The sequence below is a fragment of the Qipengyuania oceanensis genome (assembly GCF_009827535.1).
Lineage (GTDB): Bacteria > Pseudomonadota > Alphaproteobacteria > Sphingomonadales > Sphingomonadaceae > Qipengyuania_C > Qipengyuania_C oceanensis.
The window spans coordinates 287,503-305,396 of record NZ_WTYN01000001.1 but is presented as its reverse complement, the minus strand read 5'-3'; the positions used below and the strand labels follow the sequence as shown (position 1 = coordinate 305,396).

Genomic DNA, 17,894 nt, shown 5'->3' with positions numbered 1-17,894 from the left:
ACCTCGCGGCCCAGCTTGCAGGCGGAGTCGCGTAGGATATAGCCGGGCGCATGTCCGACGATCTGTTCGAAAATCCGCCAGCTGCTGGCGGCGATTACGATGCTTCCTCGATCGAGGTGCTGGAAGGGCTCGAACCCGTCCGGCGCCGGCCCGGCATGTATATCGGCGGCACGGACGACCGCGCGCTCCATCACCTCGCGGCCGAAGTGCTCGACAACTCGATGGACGAAGCGGTCGCCGGCTACGCCAACCGTATCGAAGTGGCACTGACGAAGGGGCCGGACGGGACCGCGGGACGTCTGTCGATCAGCGACAACGGGCGCGGCATTCCGGTTGGCGAACATCCCAAATTCCCGGGAAAATCCACGCTCGAGGTCATCCTCACCACGCTCCACTCCGGTGGCAAGTTCTCCGGAAAGGCCTACGCTACTAGCGGCGGGCTGCACGGGGTCGGAGTGTCGGTGGTCAACGCGTTGAGCATCGAAACACGCGTGGAAGTCGCGCGTGACAAGCAGCTGTACGCGCAGGAATTCTCGCAGGGCCAGCCCAAAGGCAAGCTCCAGGAACTGGGCACCACTGCGAACCGGCGGGGCACGACCGTCACCTTCGTTCCCGACCCGGAGATCTTCGGCGACCGGGTGTTCAAGGCCAAGCGGTTGTTCAAGCTGGCCCGCTCGAAAGCCTACCTCTTTGCCGGCGTAGAGATCCGCTGGAAATGCGATCCCGCGCTGGCCGGCGACGATGTCCCGACGGAAGCGACCTTCAGGTTCCCGGGCGGCCTGGCCGATCATCTGGCGGAACAGGTCGGCACGCGCGAATGCGTGACGAGCGATCCCTTCGCCGGCTCGCAGGATTTTCCGGCCAACGACAAGGGCGAGCAGCAGGGGCGTGTCGAATGGGCGATCGCCTGGCCGCTGTGGTCGGACGGCTCGACCAGCTGGTACTGCAACACCGTTCCGACGCCCGACGGCGGAACGCACGAACAGGGCCTGCGCGCCGCCCTGACCAAGGGGCTGCGTGCCTTCGGCGAACTGACCAGCACCAAGAAGGCGAAAGACATCTCTGCCGACGACGTAATGGGCGGAGCCGAGGTGATGCTCAGCGTCTTCATCCGCGACCCGCAGTTCCAGAGCCAGACCAAGGACCGCCTGACCTCGCCCGAGGCGGCGCGGCTCGTCGAGAACGCCGTGCGCGACCATTTCGACCTGTTCCTCACGCAGAACATGGACCGGGGGCGCGCGCTGCTCGGCGCGGTCATGGAGCGCATGGACGAGCGGCTGAAACGCAAGGCCGAGCGCGAGGTCAAGCGCAAGACCGCGACCAATGCCAAGAAGCTGCGGCTGCCGGGCAAGCTTACCGATTGCTCGGGCGAGACGGATGCCGAGACGGAGATCTTCATCGTCGAGGGCGATTCGGCCGGCGGCAGCGCAAAGCAGGCCCGCGACCGCAAGACGCAGGCGATCCTGCCGATCCGCGGCAAGATCCTCAATGTCGCCTCGGCCAGTGCCGACAAGATCCGCGCCAATTCGGAAGTCGCCGACCTGGCGCTTGCGCTCGGCTGCGGTACGCGCAAGGACTGCGATCCGGAAAACCTGCGCTACGACCGGGTGGTCATCATGACCGACGCCGACGTGGACGGCGCGCATATCGCCACGCTTCTGATGACGTTCTTCTTCCAGGAGATGCCCGACCTGGTGCGCGGCGGCTATCTCTACCTGGCACAGCCCCCGCTCTACAAGCTGACCGCCGGCAAGGAGAGCGCCTATGCCCGCGACGAGGAGCATCGACGCGAGCTGGAAGAGACGGTGTTCAAGGGCAAGAAGGTAGAGGTCAGCCGCTTCAAGGGCCTCGGCGAAATGAACCCTCAGCAGCTGCGGGAGACGACCATGAGCCTGGAAACGCGCAGCCTGATCCGGATCACATTGCCGCAGGAAAACGAGCAGCGCCACGCGGTAAAAGAACTGGTCGACCGGCTCATGGGCCGCAACCCCGAACACCGGTTCAACTTCATCCAGAATCGTGCGGGCGAGATCGACCGCGACATGATCGACGCCTGAGAATCAGCTGTCGGGCGCGGCGCCCCGTCGCCGCCAGAGCACCCAGAACAGCAGCGCGATGGCGACCGGCATGATCGGCACACCGATGTTCAAAGCGATCGGGCGGGCAACGAGCGTGGCCACGAAGACCAGCACACTCACCGATTTCTCCCAGTCGCGGTACCCCGTGGCGGCGAGGTAGATCAGCGGAAATGCCAGGATCACGAGGTCGTAATCCAGAACGAAAGGTGTCGCCAGCGGTGCCCCTGCAAGGACCAGTGCGGCGTGCCAGTCGGTCCAGTCGCGCTTCCAGCTGGCCATGGCGACGAGTGCCGCCAGCGACAGGCTGATCGCCACCTGCACGCCGTAAGCCAGCATTTCCGGCGCGCCCATTAGCATCAGGCCGGCGAACGGGCTCACCATCTTGCCATACCCGACCGCGCCCTGCTCCATCGCGGCGTTGGCGGTAGTCGTCAGCGCGTACCAGTCGGTCCAAACTTGCGGGCCGAAGGCCAGCGTGGCGATCGTTATCAGCACCGACATGCTGACCACGGCCATCAGGCCGACGCGGACATTACCGGTCAGCAGCAGGGCGAAGGGGATCAGCAATCCGAATTGCGGTTTGAAGGTCGCGAGGCCCAGCAACAGGCCTGCCAGTAACGGGCGGCGGCGGACCAGGAACAGGCTCGCGCCGAGCAGCGCGGCGACGAGGAAGCTGGTCTGGCCGTGGGTGATGGTCGTCACGACCGGCGGAAAGGCCACGAACCAGAGCCAGACCGGCGCGTTAAGCCCCAGTCCCTTGGCCCACAGGCGCAATGCCGCAAAATAGGCCGCCCCGCTCAGCGCCATCCAGGCGACCAGCGCCGGAAAATACGCGAACAGGCCGAACGGCCAGCAGAGGACCAGGAACAGCGGCGGATACCAGTAGGCGGGATAGCCCGGCAGGTCGGGCGCAAAGGCTTTCATCGTCTCGAGGTGCGCCGCGGCATCGTAGGGCGATCCTCCGGCTACCAGCAACCGCCCGGCAGACCAGAAACTCAGGAAATCGCTGCCGAGCAGGTGGCCGAATGCGTCGATCCCGCCATGCGCAGTGGCGATCAGGACGGCGAGCGAAAGCACTGCCAATCCGGCGAACATCCACGCGAAAACACGGGCCGAACGGGCATCTAGCCGGCTGGCAGTTCGCAGGTCGCCAAGAATGATCATATGCACCGCTTCACCCGATCAGCCCCCTGCCCCTCGCAATTTCGACCATACCGCAACCGCGATTCGCCTTGAAACGTTGCGTTGCACAACCTAACCCGCTCGCCAAGTTTTGAGAACGAGGAGTCCCCATGCAGCGTTTCGAAGGCACCAAATCCTACATCGCGACCGACGATCTGAAGGTCGCCGTGAATGCTGCGGTTACCCTGCGCCGGCCCCTGCTCGTCAAGGGCGAGCCGGGCACGGGCAAGACGGTGCTGGCGCACGAGATCGCCAAGGCGATCGACGCGCCGCTGATCGAGTGGAACATCAAGTCGACCACGAAGGCGCAGCAGGGCCTCTACGAATATGACGCGGTTGCCCGCCTGCGCGACGGCCAGCTCGGCGACGAGCGCGTCCACGACATCTCGAATTACATCAAGAAAGGCAAGCTGTGGGAGGCCTTCACCTCCGAACAGCTTCCGGTCCTACTGATCGACGAGATCGACAAGGCGGACATCGAGTTCCCGAACGACCTGCTGCAGGAACTCGATCGCATGTCGTTCGACGTCTACGAAACGCACGAGACGATCACTGCGAAGGAACGCCCGATCGTCGTCATCACCTCGAACAACGAAAAGGAACTGCCCGACGCCTTCCTGCGCCGGTGCTTCTTCCACTACATCAAGTTCCCCGACCGGGAGACGATGCAGGACATCATCGACGTCCACTTCCCCGACATCCAGAAGGTGCTCGTCACGAAGGCGATGGACATCTTCTACGAGCTGCGCGACGTCCCCGGCCTCAAGAAGAAGCCCTCGACTAGCGAACTGCTCGACTGGCTCAAGCTGCTGCTGAACGAGGACATGCCGCTGGAAGTCCTGCAGGACAGCAATCCCAACAGCGCGATCCCGCCGCTTCACGGCGCGCTGCTCAAGAACGAGCAGGATGTCATGCTGTTCGAGCGGCTCGCCTTCATGGCGCGCCGCCAGACCTGATTCGCCCAAGCCTTTAGCCTAGAGCACGTAGGCCAGCTCGAGGTCGCCCCAGCGGCGGCCATCGATGACCAGCGGCACGTAGACGTTGCGGACGACCTGGTAGGTCGTTCCGTCGCCTTCCTGGCGATAGACCGCCATCATGTAGGGTGCCTGGCTCTGCTTGGCCTTGCGGTCGATCGGATCGAATATGCGACGGCCGTTCCGGCAGTTCTGCGTATCGTAGGCAAGGTTGCCGGTCGGCGGCTTCGAATGCTTTGACAGATGCGTCGGCAGATAGCCGTGCATGTCGGTGCAGGCTGCCGCGCGGATACGCGGGTCGCTCGCCTCGATCCGATCGTAGATCGGACGCCAGTTCTCATGGGCCCAGTCCATCAGCCTTGTCCGGTACCGGGGCGGGTTGCTGCCTTCGATGATCACGTAATCCTCGTCGAAAAGCTGCGAGGTCGACAAATCGCCCGATGCGATTGCCGAACTGGTAACCTGGGCAATTTCGCGCGCGACACCCTGGGCCGTCTCGACGAGCAGGCTGTCTTCAGGCGACAGGCCGGCCTTGACGAACCGGTCGAACATCTCGCTCGCGGTCATCTCGAGATCTTCCATCCGCTCCTGCGCGTTGGAGAGTTTGCCCTCGTTCTGGATCGCGGCATGTTGGAAGCCTGCCAGGACGTCCTGTACACGGATGACGTGATCGCTGATCGTATTGGTCGATCGTGCGATCTGGTCGTTCTGCTTGTCGACTTCCTCGACCAAGTCGGACACGCCCATCAGCGTCGTCTCGATGCTGGCGACAGAAGCCTTCGCCTGACCGCTCGCCTTGGCACCCGCCTCGATCCGGCCGATCACCTGGCTGGCCTGTTCGCCGAGATTGTCGACGGTCTTGGCGATTTCGTCGGTAGCGCGGCGCGTCTCGTTGGCGAGGCTCTTCACCTCGTTGGCGACCACGGCAAAGGTGCGCCCGGCATCGCCTGCCCGCATCGCCTCGATCGTGGCGTTGAGCGCAAGAATGTTGGTCGTTTCCGCAATCGCATCGATTTCCTGGCTCGACCGGCGCACCTGTTCCATCGCGGCGGCAAAGCCGGTGACGTGCGTGGTCAACGTATCGACGAGTTCCAGGAGCTGAGTGATCTGGCCGAGCGAGCTGTGGATGAGCTCGGTGCCCTCCCCCAGCCTGGCGATTGCCCGTTCCGACAGCAGCCGCGCCTCGTCGCTCGCTTCGGCGACCTTGCGCTGGTCGGTCTCGAGCTCGGCGACAGTGCCTTGGAGCTCGACGTGTTCAGCGCGCAGGCGTCCCGTCGAATCGATGACCGCCTGGACGATTCCTGCGACATCGGAACAGCCGACGGTGACCTTGCCGCAGCTCTCGGTGATCAGATCCAGCGAAACCTGATTTTCTCCATCCGCGGGCCGGATTGCGAAGTGTTCCATCGTGAATACGATCCTTCCAAGTTCGCGAGGGGAATAGGCCGCGATGGTTAGCGATCGGTTAAGTAGCTCTGCGGAACCTCTGCAAAATGCCTGCTGGCGCGAGCCCCTGCGATGGGATAGTGAAGCGGGTATGTTTTTCGACTTCGTGGACGAGCTGCGCGCGGCCGGTATCCAGGCCAGCTTCAAGGAACACCTCACGCTGCTGGAGGCGCTCGACAAGGACGTCATCGAGCAGACGCCCGAGGCGTTCTATTACCTCAGTCGTGCGACCTTCGTGAAGGACGAAGGGATGCTCGACCGGTTCGACCAGGTCTTCCAGCGCGTCTTCAAGGGTATCCTGTCCGATTACGGCCAGAACCCGGTCGAAGTGCCGGAAGAGTGGCTGAAAGCTGTCGCCGAGAAATTCCTCACCCCCGAAGAGATGGAAGAGATCAAGTCGCTGGGTGATTGGGACGAGATCATGGAGACGCTCAAGAAGCGGCTCGAGGAACAGCAGAAGCGTCACCAGGGCGGCAACAAGTGGGTCGGCACGGGCGGCACCTCGCCCTTCGGCAATTCGGGCTACAACCCGGAAGGCGTGCGGATCGGCGGAGAAAGCAAGCACAAGCGCGCGATCAAGGTCTGGGAAAAGCGCGAGTTCAAGAACCTCGACAACACCAAGGAACTGGGCACGCGCAACATCAAGATGGCCCTGCGCCGGTTGCGCCGTTTTGCCCGCGAAGGCGCCCAAGACCAGCTGGATCTCGATGCGACGATCGAAGGCACCGCCAAACAGGGCTGGCTCGACATCCACATGCGTGCCGAGCGCCGCAATGCCGTGAAGCTGCTGCTGTTTCTCGACGTCGGCGGGTCGATGGACCCGTTCATCAAGCTGGTCGAGGAGTTGTTCAGCGCCGCTACCAGCGAGTTCAAGAACCTCGAGTTCTTCTACTTCCACAACTGCCTCTACGAAGGCGTGTGGAAGGACAACAAGCGCCGCTGGCAGGAGCGGACGAAAACCTGGGACATCCTCCACAAATACGGTCACGACTACAAGGTCGTGTTCGTCGGCGATGCGGCCATGAGCCCCTACGAGATCACCCACCAGGGCGGCAGCGTCGAGCACATGAACGAGGAAGCCGGCGCGACTTGGATGAAGCGCGTCACCGACACCTATCCTGCAACCGTGTGGATCAATCCCGTGCCCGAGAAGCAATGGGGCTATTCGCAGTCGACCAAGGTGATGAAGCAGCTCGTTAACGACCGGATGTATCCGCTCACGATCGACGGTCTGGACGATGCGATGCGCGAACTGAGCCGCAAGCAGGGGCATTGATATCTCGGGCCTGCCGCCCGGCATCGTCCTCGACGATCCGCGTCCGATCGCTGCGAGTGCGCCCTATACCTTCGAGGTGCCGTTCGATGTCGAACTGGCAGCACTGAGGACCGGCGACGGCGTTCAGGCGATCTTCCGACAGACCGAAGGCGGGACGAAATATTCCGCAGAGCGACTGTGGGTCCTAATCGAGAGGATCGAAAATGATATAGTCTTCGGACTTCTCGACAATGACCCGGCAGACATGACGCTGATCGAAGCCGGAATGCCCGTGGCGGTGCCGCTGACCCACGTGATTTCCACCGCTTTCTCCGAAGCCAACCCGAGGCCGGAGACGCCAAACCGGCCCAATTTCTGGAACCGCTGCATGGTCGATGCGTGCGTTGTCGAAGGACGCAGCCATGCCGACTACCTCTATCGCGAAGAGCCCGATATGAGGCGCGACGGCGATGAATACGAAGACAGCGGCTGGCGCATCCGCGGCACGGATGCCGCGATAGCGGAAGACCAACAGCGCGACGACGCCCCGCTCTATATCGCGATCGGCAAGGTCCTCAATGCCGACGATCGCTGGCTACACCTGATCGACAGCCCGGTCGGCTCCGCGTTCCAGTGGGACGCGCAAACGCAGGACTACGTGGAACTCGACTAGTATTTGTCCAGTTCGTCGTTGAGCCTCAGCGACGTACGCCAGAAGAAGAACGCGGGCACCAGGCCGAGGAAGGTGGCACCGTACAGTACGTAGCGCACGCTATCCTCGCCGTAGCTCGGCTGGAGGAAATCGGACAGCATCCCAAAGAACAGCGGCCCGAAGCCGAGCCCGATCAGGTTCTGGAAGAACAGCAGTACGGCGGCGGCGATCGCCCTCGCGCGCAGCGGGACGAGGCCCTGGATGCTCGAATAAGTCGGGCCGTAATAGAGCGAGTTGCACAGTGTCGGGATGATCAGCAGCACGAGCGCGAGCGACCAGTTGTCCGTCATGAAGGCGAGCAGCGCAAAGGGGATCGAAATAACCATGCCGATGGCCGGGGCCGTCAGCACGTGACGCCGGTTCTTCGACCCGAACCGATCTGCCAGGTAGCCCCCGAGCATGGTGCCCGCGATGCCCGCCACGCCGTTGACCAGTCCGAAATAGAAGCCGGTTTCGCCCGGCGTCAGGCCATGCGTGCGCTGGAAGAAGATCGTGATCCAGGTCGTCTTGCCATAGGAGAGGAAGGCCGCCGCCGACCCGGCAGTCACGAGCAGGACGAAGGCCTTGGACGTGAAGATCGAACGGAGCGCGTCCTTCATCGGCATCTGTTCCTGGCTCGCACCAGTAGACTGCGCCTGCATCATGCCCGTCCGCCGCGGATCCCTCAGCAGCATGAACACGAAAACCGCCAGCAGCACGCCCGGCACGCCGACGATCAGGAAAGCGTTTCGCCAGCCCACCGTGTCCGCCAGAAATCCGCCCACCAGCATGCCGAGAAGTGTGCCGATCGGGATGCCGAGAGCGTAGAATGCCAGCGCCGAAGAGCGCTTGGCCGGCTCCACCATGTCGGCGATCAGCGAATGGGCGGGCGGCGTGCAACCGGCCTCGCCGACCCCGACGCCGATGCGCGCGAGCAGCAGCTGAATGAAATTCTGTGCCAGGCCGCACAGCGCCGTCATCGTCGACCAGACGGCGAGCGCTCCGCCGATGAGCCAGGCCCTGTTGGTCGTCGAGCGATCGGAAAAACGCGCAATCGGCAAGCCGAGAACGGTATAGAACAGAGCGAATGCGAGCCCGGTCATCAGACCGATCTGCGTGTCGGACAGTCCCAGCTCCATCCGGATCGGTTCGGCCAGAATATTCACGATCTGCCGATCGATGAAATTGAAGATGTAGACGATCAGCAGGATCCAGAGCGTCACGCGCACGGATTGCTTGCCGGTTGTCACCGGGGCGGCTGTAGCCATGGAATGCTCTCTCCTAGAAGAGCGGGTATGCCCGCTTCTTGGCTTGCAACCTCAATCAGTTATGGTCTTTCGTCAACCCGGAAGGGATATCCGCCCGAGTTTCACGCGAGGATATCGTCCATCGTGCGCGGCGGTTCGGTGAACCAGCGCGGCCCGTCCGTGGTCATGTGGAAGCAATCCTCGAGCCGGATGCCGAATTCGCCGGGCAGGTAGATACCCGGCTCGTTCGAGAAGCACATTCCGGGGGCGAGCGGCGCCGTTTCGCCGAGGACGAGATTGACCGGCTCGTGCCCGTCGAGCCCGATGCCATGGCCGGTGCGGTGCGAAGTACCCGGCAGCTTGTAGCGTGGCCCGTAGCCCAGCCCTTCCAGATAACGCCGGATCGCCGCATCGACCTCGCCCGCCGGCAGACCGTTCGCCGCCGTATCGAAAGCGACCTGCTGCGCGCGCCGCATCTGCTTCCAGACCGTGCGCTGCCGGACGTCGGCGCCACCATGTACGAAGGTACGCGAGATGTCCGACTGGTAGCCGTGGACGTTGCAACCCACGTCCATCAGGACGACTTCGCCGTCGCGCACTTCCTGCGGAGAATTGGTGCCGTGGGGATAGGCGCTCGCCTCGCCGAGCAGAACCAGCGCGAATTCGGGCGTTCCTCCCAATTGCCGCGTCGCTGCATTGATCATGGCGCCGATTTCGCGATTGCTCATGCCTTTCTCGATCTTCGGGACGACATGGCGGTAGGCTGCAAGAGTTACGTCGTTGGCAGTCTGCATCAGTGCGATCTCGGCCGGTGACTTGACCATCCGGCAACCCCGCACGACCGGCGACCCATCGATGATCGAGGCATCGGGCAGTGCCTGGCGCAGGCCGTCGACTGCGAAGAATCGGACCGTTTCCTCGATACCGATGCGCCCCTTCGCAAGGCCGCGCTTCTCCAGCCAAGCACCAAGCAGTCGCGTCGGTCTCTCGTCCTCGTGCCAGGTCAGGACTTCGGCTGGCAATGCGAGCGTTTCCCGTACCGACGGTTCCTCGAAGAACGGGGTGACGACCGCGATCTCGCCCTCGCGCGTGAGGATCGCGGCTGTCAGCCTCTCCGAGCGCCACCACTGGACGCCGGTGAAATAGACGAGACTTGATCCGGCTTCGACCAGCACGGCATCGATCTCGTGCGCCCGCATCAGCGCGGCTGCCCTGGCAACACGGGCCTGTCGTTCCTCGACCGTGATCGGGATCGCATCGGCAGCCAGGTTCGGGGGGTCGTCGTCGTCGGCGGAGGCCAGGGCAAGTTGCGGTGCCAGTGCGACACCTGCCAGCCCCAGCCCGCTCGCCTTCAGGAAATTGCGGCGCAGCATGATGTCAGTAGAGCAGCAGGTCGGCGACCTGCTCGCGCCAGGCCTGTTCGTCGGGCGCGGTGACCGCTTCCAGGTCCGCGGGCGTCCTGCCGGGATCATCGACCCATTCGCGCAGCGCTGGACCGCCATTGATCACATCGATCGCGAGGCGGTCGAATTCGTATTCGTAAGCGAAGTCGCGCCAGATGTCGTAGTCCGGGTACAAGCGCCGGATCGCCTTGAAGGCGAGCGCCTGCAAACGCCACGGTTTGAAGGCGTGGTGGTCGTAGAACTTGCCCTCTGCGTGGATCATCAGCCCGTGGCACAACTCGCCCGCATGCTTGTGGAAGGTCGGCGTGAACCACACCTCGCGCAGAGCGCAACCGGCGAGCCACTGCGGCGCGAAGCTTTTCATTTCGGCCAGCACCGCCTTCGCATCGATGTCCGGCGCGCCGAACAGCACTTCGAGAGGGCGGGTCGTGCCCCTCCCCTCGCTGACGTTCGCCCCTTCGATCATGACCGTACCGGCATATGCGCGCGCCATGTTGAGACTCGCCGCATTGGGCGAAGGGTTGATCCAGATGCGATCGGTCGGCCAGCCGAAACCGGGCGCGCCATCGGGCTGCCACCCATCCATCTCGATCACCCGATAATCGACGTCGAGGCCGAAGCGGCGGATGAACCAATGTCCCATCTCGCCCATGGTCAGGCCGTGACGCATGGGCATTTCGGCCGCACCGACGAAGCTTTCCTGACCCGCGACGAGCAAGGTTCCCTCGATCGGGCGACCGGCGGGGTTCGGGCGGTCGAGCACCCATACGCTCTTGCCGTGAGTGGCGGCCTCTTCCAGCAGGTACAGCAACGTGGTGACGAAGGTGTAGATCCGGCAGCCGAGGTCCTGCAGGTCGAACAGGAAGACGTCGGCACTCGACATCATCTGTCCGGACGGGCGGCGCACCTCCCCGTAGAGCGAGAAGACCGGGATCCCGTATTGCGGATCGGTCTCGTCTTGGGTCTCGACCATGTTGTCCTGCTTGTCACCCTTCAGCCCGTGCTGCGGGCCGAATGCGCTGGACACGTTGATGCCGGCGGCGATCAGCGCATCGAGGCTGTGCGTCAGATCCTCCGTAACGCTGGCAGGGTGGGCGACGAGAGCTACGCGGCGTCCGCCGAGCTCCTTGATGAGGTCGGCGTCCGCGAGGAGCCGGTCGATGCCGAATTTCATGCCGGCGTGGGTGCACCAACCTTGGCGGTGAAGCAAGACGCGTCGTGGAAATCGGGCCGGTCGCCCGAATGCTCGAGCGCCCAGTAGCTCAGGTGCCCGCCTTCTTCCTCGATCACCGCTGCAAGGCCGACGGCGCACTTGCCATCAGGGACCTGCGCGCGTGGGAGTGCTGCGTCGAAAATCGCGATCGCCTGGCCGACACGCATGGTGCAATCGGGTTCGCGGCGAAACTCCCGCTCGCTCATTCCCTCGCGATAACCGGTGAAGTCATAGGCCGCCCACCGCTCCGATGGGCTCAGATTGAATTCGCAATAGGCCGTGCCGCCCCTGGGCTGCAGGAACAGTTCAAAGCAGGTGGTCTTCCACAATTCGTCCTGGCGGCCCTTCCCGGCGAAGGACGGTATGACCAGCTTTCCGACGCCGTCTACACGCCAGCGAACGCGGAACCAGTTGTCGGTAATCGAGAGTACCCGGGCCTCCACGCTGCGGACCGCGAGCGGAGGCGTTGCCGGGTGGCAAGTCAGTTGGTGCGTTTGCAACGACGTATCCCCATGCTAGGCGCGGCCCCCGCACGAGAGGACCGATGACGACCTACGAATCAGATTTGCTGCGGCTGCTGGAAGAGCGCGGCCACATCCATCAGGTGACCGACGCGGCCGGGCTGGACAAGCTGGCTTGCGACGAAGTGGTCACTGCGTATGTCGGATTCGATCCGACCGCGGCTTCGCTCCACGTCGGCAATCTCGCCTCGATCATGCTGCTCAAGCGTGTGCAGCAGGCCGGCCACCGCCCGATCGTCATCCTCGGCGGCGGCACGGCGAAGGTCGGCGATCCGTCGGGCAAGGACGAGACGCGCACCATGCTGACCGACGAGAAGCTTGCCAGCAACATCGCCTCGATCCAGGGCAGCTTCGAGAAGATCCTGCGTTTCGACGACAGCGAAACCGGGGCGCTGCTGATCAACAACGACGATTGGCTGAGCAAGCTCGGTTACATCGAACTGCTGCGCGACGTCGGCCCGCATTTCACGATCAACCGGATGCTGACCTTCGATTCGGTCAAACTTCGGCTCGACCGCGAACAGCCTCTGACCTTCCTCGAATTCAACTACATGATCATGCAGGCTTACGACTACGTGAAGCTGTCGCGTGACCATGGAGTGAGGCTGCAACTGGGCGGCAGCGACCAGTGGGGCAACATCGTCAACGGCATCGAACTGGGGCGCAGGATGGACGGGGCCGAACTCTACGGCGTGACCGCGCCGCTGATCACCCGCGCCGATGGATCGAAGATGGGCAAGTCCGTCGACGGGGCGATTTGGCTCAACGAAGACATGCTGCCGGCTTACGATTTCTGGCAATACTGGCGCAACACGGACGACCGCGACGTTGGCCGCTTCCTGCGCCTGTTCACCGATCTGCCGCTCGAAGAGATCGCGCGACTTGAAGCCCTCGAAGGGGCGGAGATCAACGAGGCGAAGACGGTCCTCGCCAACGAGGTCACCGCGATGGTCCGCGGACGCGATGCGGCAGACAAGGCCGCAACGACGGCTGCCGAGACTTTCTCCGGCGGTGCGGGCGAAGACTTGCCGAGCCTCGAGATCGAGGACGGGATGACGGTGATGGCGGCGCTCACCGCGCTGGGCTTCACCAAGTCCAATGGCGAGGCCAAGCGCAAGATCGCCGAAGGCGCGGTCAAGCTGGACGGCGAGACGGTGGCCGACATTCAGGCGTTGGCGACGGCGGGCCGCCTCAGCCTCGGCAAGAAGCGGCACGCGATCCTGACACCCTGATCTCTTACGCAAATGTGACCTGCCGCTTTACCAAATAGCAGGCATTGCCGGGCATATACGGCTCCCAGCACACGGGGTGGACGGCCCCGTCAAAGAAAAAGGGAGTCGTCGACCGTGGGTGTCGGAGCACAACTGAGCGTCACCGATATGCGCCGCGCAGCGCGTCATCCGGTGCATTACCCGGTTATCGCCGAGCATCACGCTCAGGGCGATATACAGTTGCATATCGCGAATATCTCGGCGCACGGCTTCATGATCGACGATGCGACCGGCAAACTTTCGCGCGGCGATCGGGTCCTCATTCGACTGCCCGTAGTCGGCCGGATCGAGGCCTACGTGATCTGGCAGCGCGAGGAACGTGCCGGCTTCCAGTTCGAACGGATCATCCGGGTCGACGACTTCATGGCGATGATCGACGAGATCCAGCCGAACCCGCGGCTGCGCAAGAGCCGCTGAAAGTCGGGATCGCACCCGTAAAGCACTGATTGCTTGGCAGTGGTGACGCTGCCTGCCATGGCGTGCGGGTGAGCGCCGAGACCCTATCCCAGCCAGCAGAGACTTCACCGCTCCGGATCGCGAACTTCCGCGCATACTGGGTCGCCCGCCTGTCGATGACGCTGGGGCAGTACGCGATGATGCTGATCATCGGCTGGCAGGTGTACAACCTCGCGCGCGACGGCGGGATGAGCGTGGGGGAAGCCTCCGGCCAACTCGCGCTGATCGGGCTGCTGCAGTTTCTGCCGCTGTTCGTGCTGACCCCCTTTTCGGGATGGGTCGCGGACAATTTCGATCGTCGCAATGTCGCGCGGCTGACGATCCTGGTACAGCTGGCCTGCGCCGCGACGCTCGCGTGGCTGACCTGGTCCCAGCAACTCACGATTCCCTGGATCTACGGTGTCGCAATCGCGCTCGGCGTGGTGCGAGCCTTCAACGGACCGGCCCTGTCGGCTCTTGCCCCGAACCTGGTACCCAAGGCCATCCTGCCCAATGCCATCGCCCTGTCGAGCATCAGCTGGCAGGTCGGCATGATCGTCGGGCCTGCGGTCGGCGGCTATCTCCACGCGATCGTCCCTGCCCTGCCCTACGTCGCCGCGTCGGGACTCTTCGTGATCGCGATCCTGTGCCTTTCGATGATCGGCAAGGTGCCGCAGCCGGCAAGACCGGCGAACGAGCACCCGATCCGGCAGATGGTCGATGGGCTTCAGTACGTCGTCCAGAACAAGATGGTGCTCGGCGCGATCACACTTGATCTGTTCGCCGTGTTTCTCGCAGGTGCGACTGCCCTGTTCCCGGTCTACGCACGCGACATTCTGGAAGTCGGCGAAACGGGGCTCGCCCAGCTGGCCATGGCCCCTGCGGTGGGCGCGGCGCTGACCGCACTGTTTTTCAGCTTCCGTCCGCTGAAAACCCAGGTCGGCCCAAAGATGCTCTGGTCGGTGGCGGTATTCGGCCTCGCGACGATCGTCTTCGGCGTCTCGACCTCGATGCCGCTCAGCCTCGCCATGCTTTTCATCGTGGGCGCGGCCGACATGTTCAGCGTTTACATCCGCCAGTCGCTGATCCAGCTGCATACGCCGGACGAAAAGCGCGGCCGTGTCTCCGCAGTGTCGTTGCTGACCATCTCCGCATCCAATGAATTCGGCGATTTCTTCAGCGGCACGCTTGCCTTCCTGATCGGCCCGGTCGCGGCAGTCGTCACCGGTGGCGCGGGTGCCATCCTGACGGTCGGCCTATGGAGCCGGCTGTTCCCCGTGCTACGCACGACCAAGACATTCGACCCGCCCGAGTCCCTCGACGAAGAGACTCCGGAGCAGACACTCGAGGAGAATATCCCATGAAAGCCGCCAACGTTCTCGAAACCATCGGCAACACCCCGCACATCCGCCTGTCGCGGCTGTTTCCCGACCACGAGGTCTGGATCAAGAGCGAGCGGGTCAATCCAGGCGGTTCGATCAAGGACCGGATCGCCCTGGCGATGGTCGAGGCCGCAGAGCGTGACGGCCACCTGAAACCGGGCGGCACCATCGTCGAACCGACCAGCGGCAATACCGGCATCGGCCTTGCCATGGTCGCGGCGGTCAAGGGCTACAAGCTCGTCCTCGTAATGCCCGAATCGATGTCGCTCGAACGGCGTCGCCTGATGCTAGCCTATGGCGCGAGCTTCGACCTGACGCCCAAGGAAAAGGGCATGAACGGCGCGCTCGCCCGCGCGCAGGAGCTCGTCGACCAGATGGAAAACGCCTGGATGCCGCAGCAGTTCGAGAACCCGGCCAATGTCGCGGTCCACGCGCGCACCACCGCACAGGAAATCCTCAAGGACTTCGCGGACAGCCCGATCGACGCCATGATTACGGGCGTCGGCACCGGCGGCCACCTGACCGGTTGCGCGGAAGAGCTGAAGAAGACCTGGCCCGACATGAAGGCCTATGCAGTCGAACCCTCGCTGTCTCCGGTCATTTCCGGCGGACAACCCGGTCCCCATCCGATCCAGGGCATCGGCGCGGGCTTCATCCCGGAGAACCTGCACACCCAGTCGATCGACGGGGCGATCCAGGTCGACCCGGAAGACGCCAAGGAAATGGCCCGTCGCTCGGCTGCCGAGGAAGGCCTTCTGGTCGGCATTTCCAGCGGGGCAACGCTGGCGGCGATCGCCAAGAAGCTGCCCGACCTTGCCGCGGGAACGCGGATCATGGGTTTCAACTACGACACCGGCGAACGGTATCTGTCGGTGCCGGACTTCCTGCCGGAATAATGCTCTCGCGGGCCGCCGCACAATCCCTCAGCCGCCGCGACTTCGTGGTCGCGGGTGGCGCGCTCGCGCTGGCCGGATGCGTGCGCAGCACGGCGCTCGCGCCGATTGTCCCGGTCGCCCGCCCGAAGATTGCGCCGATACTGGCCGACCGCGAGCACCTGATGAAGGTGACCGTGTGCCTGCGCCCATTCCGCGCTGCTGGCCCGCGGCTCGAGGTGGAAAGGTTCGGCGCGAAGACGGTCGTCCACAATTACGGACACGGCGGATCGGGCTGGTCGCTCAGTTGGGGGTGCGCCGAAGAGGCAAGCGCACTTGCCCGCTCGGGCGGCGGAGACGAATTTGCAGTCATTGGCGCAGGGGTGATCGGTCTGACGACTGCACTGCGACTGGTCGAATCCGGCACAAGGGTCACCATTTACGCGAACGATTTTCCGGCAGAGACACGCTCTGCGCGCGCTACCGGCGTGTGGTCGCCGAGCAGCCGCGTGGCCCTTGCCGACAATACCGATGCCGCTTTCGTCGAACGCTGGAAAGGCTGGGCAGAACGCTCGTATGCCCGACACCAGCAGATGGTCGGCCTGGCGGACGATCCGGTCGAGTACGTCACGCAGTATAATCTGCCCGGAGGGTCGAACCCGCGCACCCGGCCCTCGCGGTCCTATCTAGCTCTCGACCGGCAACTCGACGTAATCGGGCCGCGCTGGACCACGCTCGACGGCACGAACAATCCTTTCGGCGACGAGGATGTGCGCAGCGGCCCGGTGATGACGTTCAACGTGGCGCGCTACACGGACCGGCTTGCCCGGCAGTTCCTGCTTCGCGGCGGACGCATGGTGCGGCGGGAATTCGCCGACCGGGCCGAGGTGCTCGCCTTGCCGGAAGCGGTGATCGTCAATTGCATGGGATATGGCGCCAGGGCGATGTGGGGCGATGACAGCCTCGTTCCGGTGCGTGGCCAGATCAACTGGCTGCTCCCGCAACCCGAAGCGCATTACGCGCTGTATTACGATGCCATGAGCGTCATTTCCCGGCCCGATGGCGTGATCGTCCAGTACCTCGGCCCCAACGACGACTGGGGTCACGGCATCGACAATGAAAGCGTGGATTGGGACGAGACCAATCTGGCGCTGTCGAGTTTGCGGAGACTTTTTGCATGACGGGCGAAACGATTACCTATCGCGATGGCGAGACAGATCTGGACGGGCAGATCTACCGTCCCGCGGGCTCGCCGCGCGCCGCCGTCGCGGTCTTTCCGACGATCATGAATCCGACTCCTGCGGTCGAGGCCAAAGCGCAGTCACTGGCCGATGCAGGCTATCTGGCGATGATCTGCGACTTCTACGGCAAACAGCCGGGCAACATCGCCCATGCCTTTGCCTGGGCGAACGAACTGCGCGACGATGTCGACGCGTGGCTTGTGCGATTGCGATCGGGCCTCGATGCCCTGCGCGAACTATCCGGCGATATTCCGATGCTCGCGATCGGCTTCTGCATGGGCGGACAAGCGGTGCTGGACTTGGCACGCGACGGAGCCGAGCTTCTCGCCGTGACGAGTTTTCACGGGCTTCTGGAAACGGGCAGACAGGCAGAGAACGGTGCGGTCAAGGCGCGGATCCTCGTCTGCCACGGCGATGCCGACAGCCTCGTTCCGCGCGAGCAGGTCCTCGCCTTCTGGGAAGAGATGGACCGGGCAGGTGCTGACTGGCACTTCCATAGCTACTCGGGAGTGCCGCACGGATTCACCAATCCCAACCCGCCACCTTCGGGCGGACCGAGCGTCTACGACGCCAGCGCCGACCGTCAGAGCTGGGCGGCGATGCATTCGTTATTCGACGAGATACTGGACTGAATCGAAAAGGCCCGGACGCTTCCGCCCAGGCCTCTCAAGATACTGACGTTG

Annotated in this window: 16 protein-coding genes; 10 read left to right on the top strand and 6 right to left on the bottom strand. The window is 63.7% G+C overall.

Annotated elements, in window-relative coordinates:
- Window positions 1–50: 50 nt before the first annotated feature.
- Window positions 51–2,057, top strand: coding sequence for a DNA topoisomerase IV subunit B (gene parE, locus GRI48_RS01485; RefSeq protein WP_160670375.1), 2,007 nt, complete (start codon window positions 51–53; stop codon window positions 2,055–2,057).
- Window positions 2,058–2,060: 3 nt separating this feature from the next.
- Here parE and GRI48_RS01480 read toward each other — a convergent pair whose 3' ends face one another.
- Entirely contained in the window at window positions 2,061–3,242 is a 1,182-nt protein-coding gene (locus GRI48_RS01480; protein ID WP_237451680.1) for a glycosyltransferase family 87 protein, read from the bottom strand.
- A 128-nt stretch (window positions 3,243–3,370) separates the two neighbouring features.
- Here GRI48_RS01480 and GRI48_RS01475 point away from each other — a divergent pair, with 128 nt between their 5' ends.
- Window positions 3,371–4,216 carry an AAA family ATPase gene (locus GRI48_RS01475; protein WP_160670372.1) on the top strand — a complete coding sequence of 282 codons (846 nt, stop codon included), beginning with the start codon at window positions 3,371–3,373 and terminating at the stop codon, window positions 4,214–4,216.
- 18 nt (window positions 4,217–4,234) lie between these two features.
- Here the strand turns inward: GRI48_RS01475 and GRI48_RS01470 are convergent, their stop codons facing one another.
- Window positions 4,235–5,641 carry a methyl-accepting chemotaxis protein gene (locus GRI48_RS01470; RefSeq protein WP_160670369.1) on the bottom strand — a complete coding sequence of 469 codons (1,407 nt, stop codon included), beginning with the start codon at window positions 5,639–5,641 and terminating at the stop codon, window positions 4,235–4,237.
- A 130-nt stretch (window positions 5,642–5,771) separates the two neighbouring features.
- On the opposite strand from GRI48_RS01470, the gene GRI48_RS01465 reads away from it, so the two are divergent.
- On the top strand, window positions 5,772–6,956 hold the full coding sequence (locus tag GRI48_RS01465) for a vWA domain-containing protein (protein WP_160670366.1): 1,185 nt from the start codon (window positions 5,772–5,774) through the stop codon (window positions 6,954–6,956).
- 76 nt (window positions 6,957–7,032) lie between these two features.
- Window positions 7,033–7,608: an immunity protein Imm33 domain-containing protein gene (locus GRI48_RS14475; RefSeq protein WP_160670363.1), complete on the top strand. Its 576-nt coding sequence runs from the start codon at window positions 7,033–7,035 to the stop codon at window positions 7,606–7,608.
- On the opposite strand, the gene GRI48_RS01455 is transcribed toward GRI48_RS14475, so the two are convergent.
- From GRI48_RS01455 to GRI48_RS01440, 4 genes are all read right to left on the bottom strand, one after another.
- Window positions 7,605–8,894 (bottom strand): spinster family MFS transporter, encoded by a 1,290-nt coding sequence (locus GRI48_RS01455; protein ID WP_160670360.1) that lies wholly within the window; start codon window positions 8,892–8,894, stop codon window positions 7,605–7,607. The two genes, GRI48_RS14475 and GRI48_RS01455, sit on opposite strands and share 4 nt — an antisense overlap.
- 101 nt (window positions 8,895–8,995) lie before the next feature.
- Window positions 8,996–10,246 (bottom strand): M24 family metallopeptidase, encoded by a 1,251-nt coding sequence (locus tag GRI48_RS01450; protein WP_160670357.1) that lies wholly within the window; start codon window positions 10,244–10,246, stop codon window positions 8,996–8,998.
- 4 nt (window positions 10,247–10,250) lie between these two features.
- Window positions 10,251–11,450, bottom strand: coding sequence for an exo-beta-N-acetylmuramidase NamZ family protein (locus GRI48_RS01445; protein ID WP_160670354.1), 1,200 nt, complete (start codon window positions 11,448–11,450; stop codon window positions 10,251–10,253).
- Entirely contained in the window at window positions 11,447–11,932 is a 486-nt protein-coding gene (locus GRI48_RS01440; protein ID WP_337190744.1) for a DOMON-like domain-containing protein, read from the bottom strand. Before GRI48_RS01440 ends, GRI48_RS01445 begins: the two co-directional genes overlap by 4 nt.
- A 101-nt stretch (window positions 11,933–12,033) precedes the next feature.
- Between GRI48_RS01440 and tyrS the strand changes: the two genes are divergently transcribed.
- The 6 genes from tyrS to GRI48_RS01410 all read left to right on the top strand — a co-directional run bounded on the left by tyrS (window position 12,034) and on the right by GRI48_RS01410 (window position 17,843).
- The gene (gene tyrS, locus GRI48_RS01435) at window positions 12,034–13,242 is read left to right on the top strand and encodes a tyrosine--tRNA ligase (protein WP_160670348.1); all 1,209 of its coding nucleotides are present in this window, start codon (window positions 12,034–12,036) and stop codon (window positions 13,240–13,242) included.
- Window positions 13,243–13,356: 114 nt separating this feature from the next.
- Window positions 13,357–13,698: a PilZ domain-containing protein gene (locus GRI48_RS01430; protein ID WP_337190743.1), complete on the top strand. Its 342-nt coding sequence runs from the start codon at window positions 13,357–13,359 to the stop codon at window positions 13,696–13,698.
- Between the two features lie 68 nt (window positions 13,699–13,766).
- Complete coding sequence (locus GRI48_RS01425) at window positions 13,767–15,080, top strand: MFS transporter (RefSeq protein WP_160670345.1); 1,314 nt, start codon at window positions 13,767–13,769, stop codon at window positions 15,078–15,080.
- Window positions 15,077–15,994, top strand: coding sequence for a cysteine synthase A (cysK, locus tag GRI48_RS01420; RefSeq protein WP_160670342.1), 918 nt, complete (start codon window positions 15,077–15,079; stop codon window positions 15,992–15,994). The genes GRI48_RS01425 and cysK overlap by 4 nt, the downstream gene beginning before the upstream one ends.
- Window positions 15,994–17,151 (top strand): FAD-dependent oxidoreductase, encoded by a 1,158-nt coding sequence (locus tag GRI48_RS01415; RefSeq protein WP_202389165.1) that lies wholly within the window; start codon window positions 15,994–15,996, stop codon window positions 17,149–17,151. The genes cysK and GRI48_RS01415 overlap by 1 nt, the downstream gene beginning before the upstream one ends.
- Window positions 17,148–17,843: a dienelactone hydrolase family protein gene (locus GRI48_RS01410; RefSeq protein ID WP_160670339.1), complete on the top strand. Its 696-nt coding sequence runs from the start codon at window positions 17,148–17,150 to the stop codon at window positions 17,841–17,843. The genes GRI48_RS01415 and GRI48_RS01410 overlap by 4 nt, the downstream gene beginning before the upstream one ends.
- Window positions 17,844–17,894 lie beyond the last annotated feature (51 nt).

What these genes read in the sequence shown, in the direction of transcription:
- GRI48_RS01415 (WP_202389165.1), top strand. Translation starts at nt 15,994, where the DNA reads ATGCTCTCGCGGGCCGCCGCACAATCCCTCAGCCGCCGCGACTTCGTG.
- cysK (WP_160670342.1), top strand. Translation starts at nt 15,077, where the DNA reads ATGAAAGCCGCCAACGTTCTCGAAACCATCGGCAACACCCCGCACATC.
- GRI48_RS01410 (WP_160670339.1), top strand. Translation starts at nt 17,148, where the DNA reads ATGACGGGCGAAACGATTACCTATCGCGATGGCGAGACAGATCTGGAC.
- GRI48_RS01450 (WP_160670357.1), bottom strand. Translation starts at nt 10,246, where the DNA reads ATGCTGCGCCGCAATTTCCTGAAGGCGAGCGGGCTGGGGCTGGCAGGT.
- GRI48_RS01455 (WP_160670360.1), bottom strand. Translation starts at nt 8,894, where the DNA reads ATGGCTACAGCCGCCCCGGTGACAACCGGCAAGCAATCCGTGCGCGTG.
- GRI48_RS01470 (WP_160670369.1), bottom strand. Translation starts at nt 5,641, where the DNA reads ATGGAACACTTCGCAATCCGGCCCGCGGATGGAGAAAATCAGGTTTCG.
- GRI48_RS01445 (WP_160670354.1), bottom strand. Translation starts at nt 11,450, where the DNA reads ATGAAATTCGGCATCGACCGGCTCCTCGCGGACGCCGACCTCATCAAG.
- GRI48_RS01475 (WP_160670372.1), top strand. Translation starts at nt 3,371, where the DNA reads ATGCAGCGTTTCGAAGGCACCAAATCCTACATCGCGACCGACGATCTG.
- tyrS (WP_160670348.1), top strand. Translation starts at nt 12,034, where the DNA reads ATGACGACCTACGAATCAGATTTGCTGCGGCTGCTGGAAGAGCGCGGC.
- GRI48_RS01480 (WP_237451680.1), bottom strand. Translation starts at nt 3,242, where the DNA reads ATGATCATTCTTGGCGACCTGCGAACTGCCAGCCGGCTAGATGCCCGT.
- parE (WP_160670375.1), top strand. Translation starts at nt 51, where the DNA reads ATGTCCGACGATCTGTTCGAAAATCCGCCAGCTGCTGGCGGCGATTAC.
- GRI48_RS01465 (WP_160670366.1), top strand. Translation starts at nt 5,772, where the DNA reads ATGTTTTTCGACTTCGTGGACGAGCTGCGCGCGGCCGGTATCCAGGCC.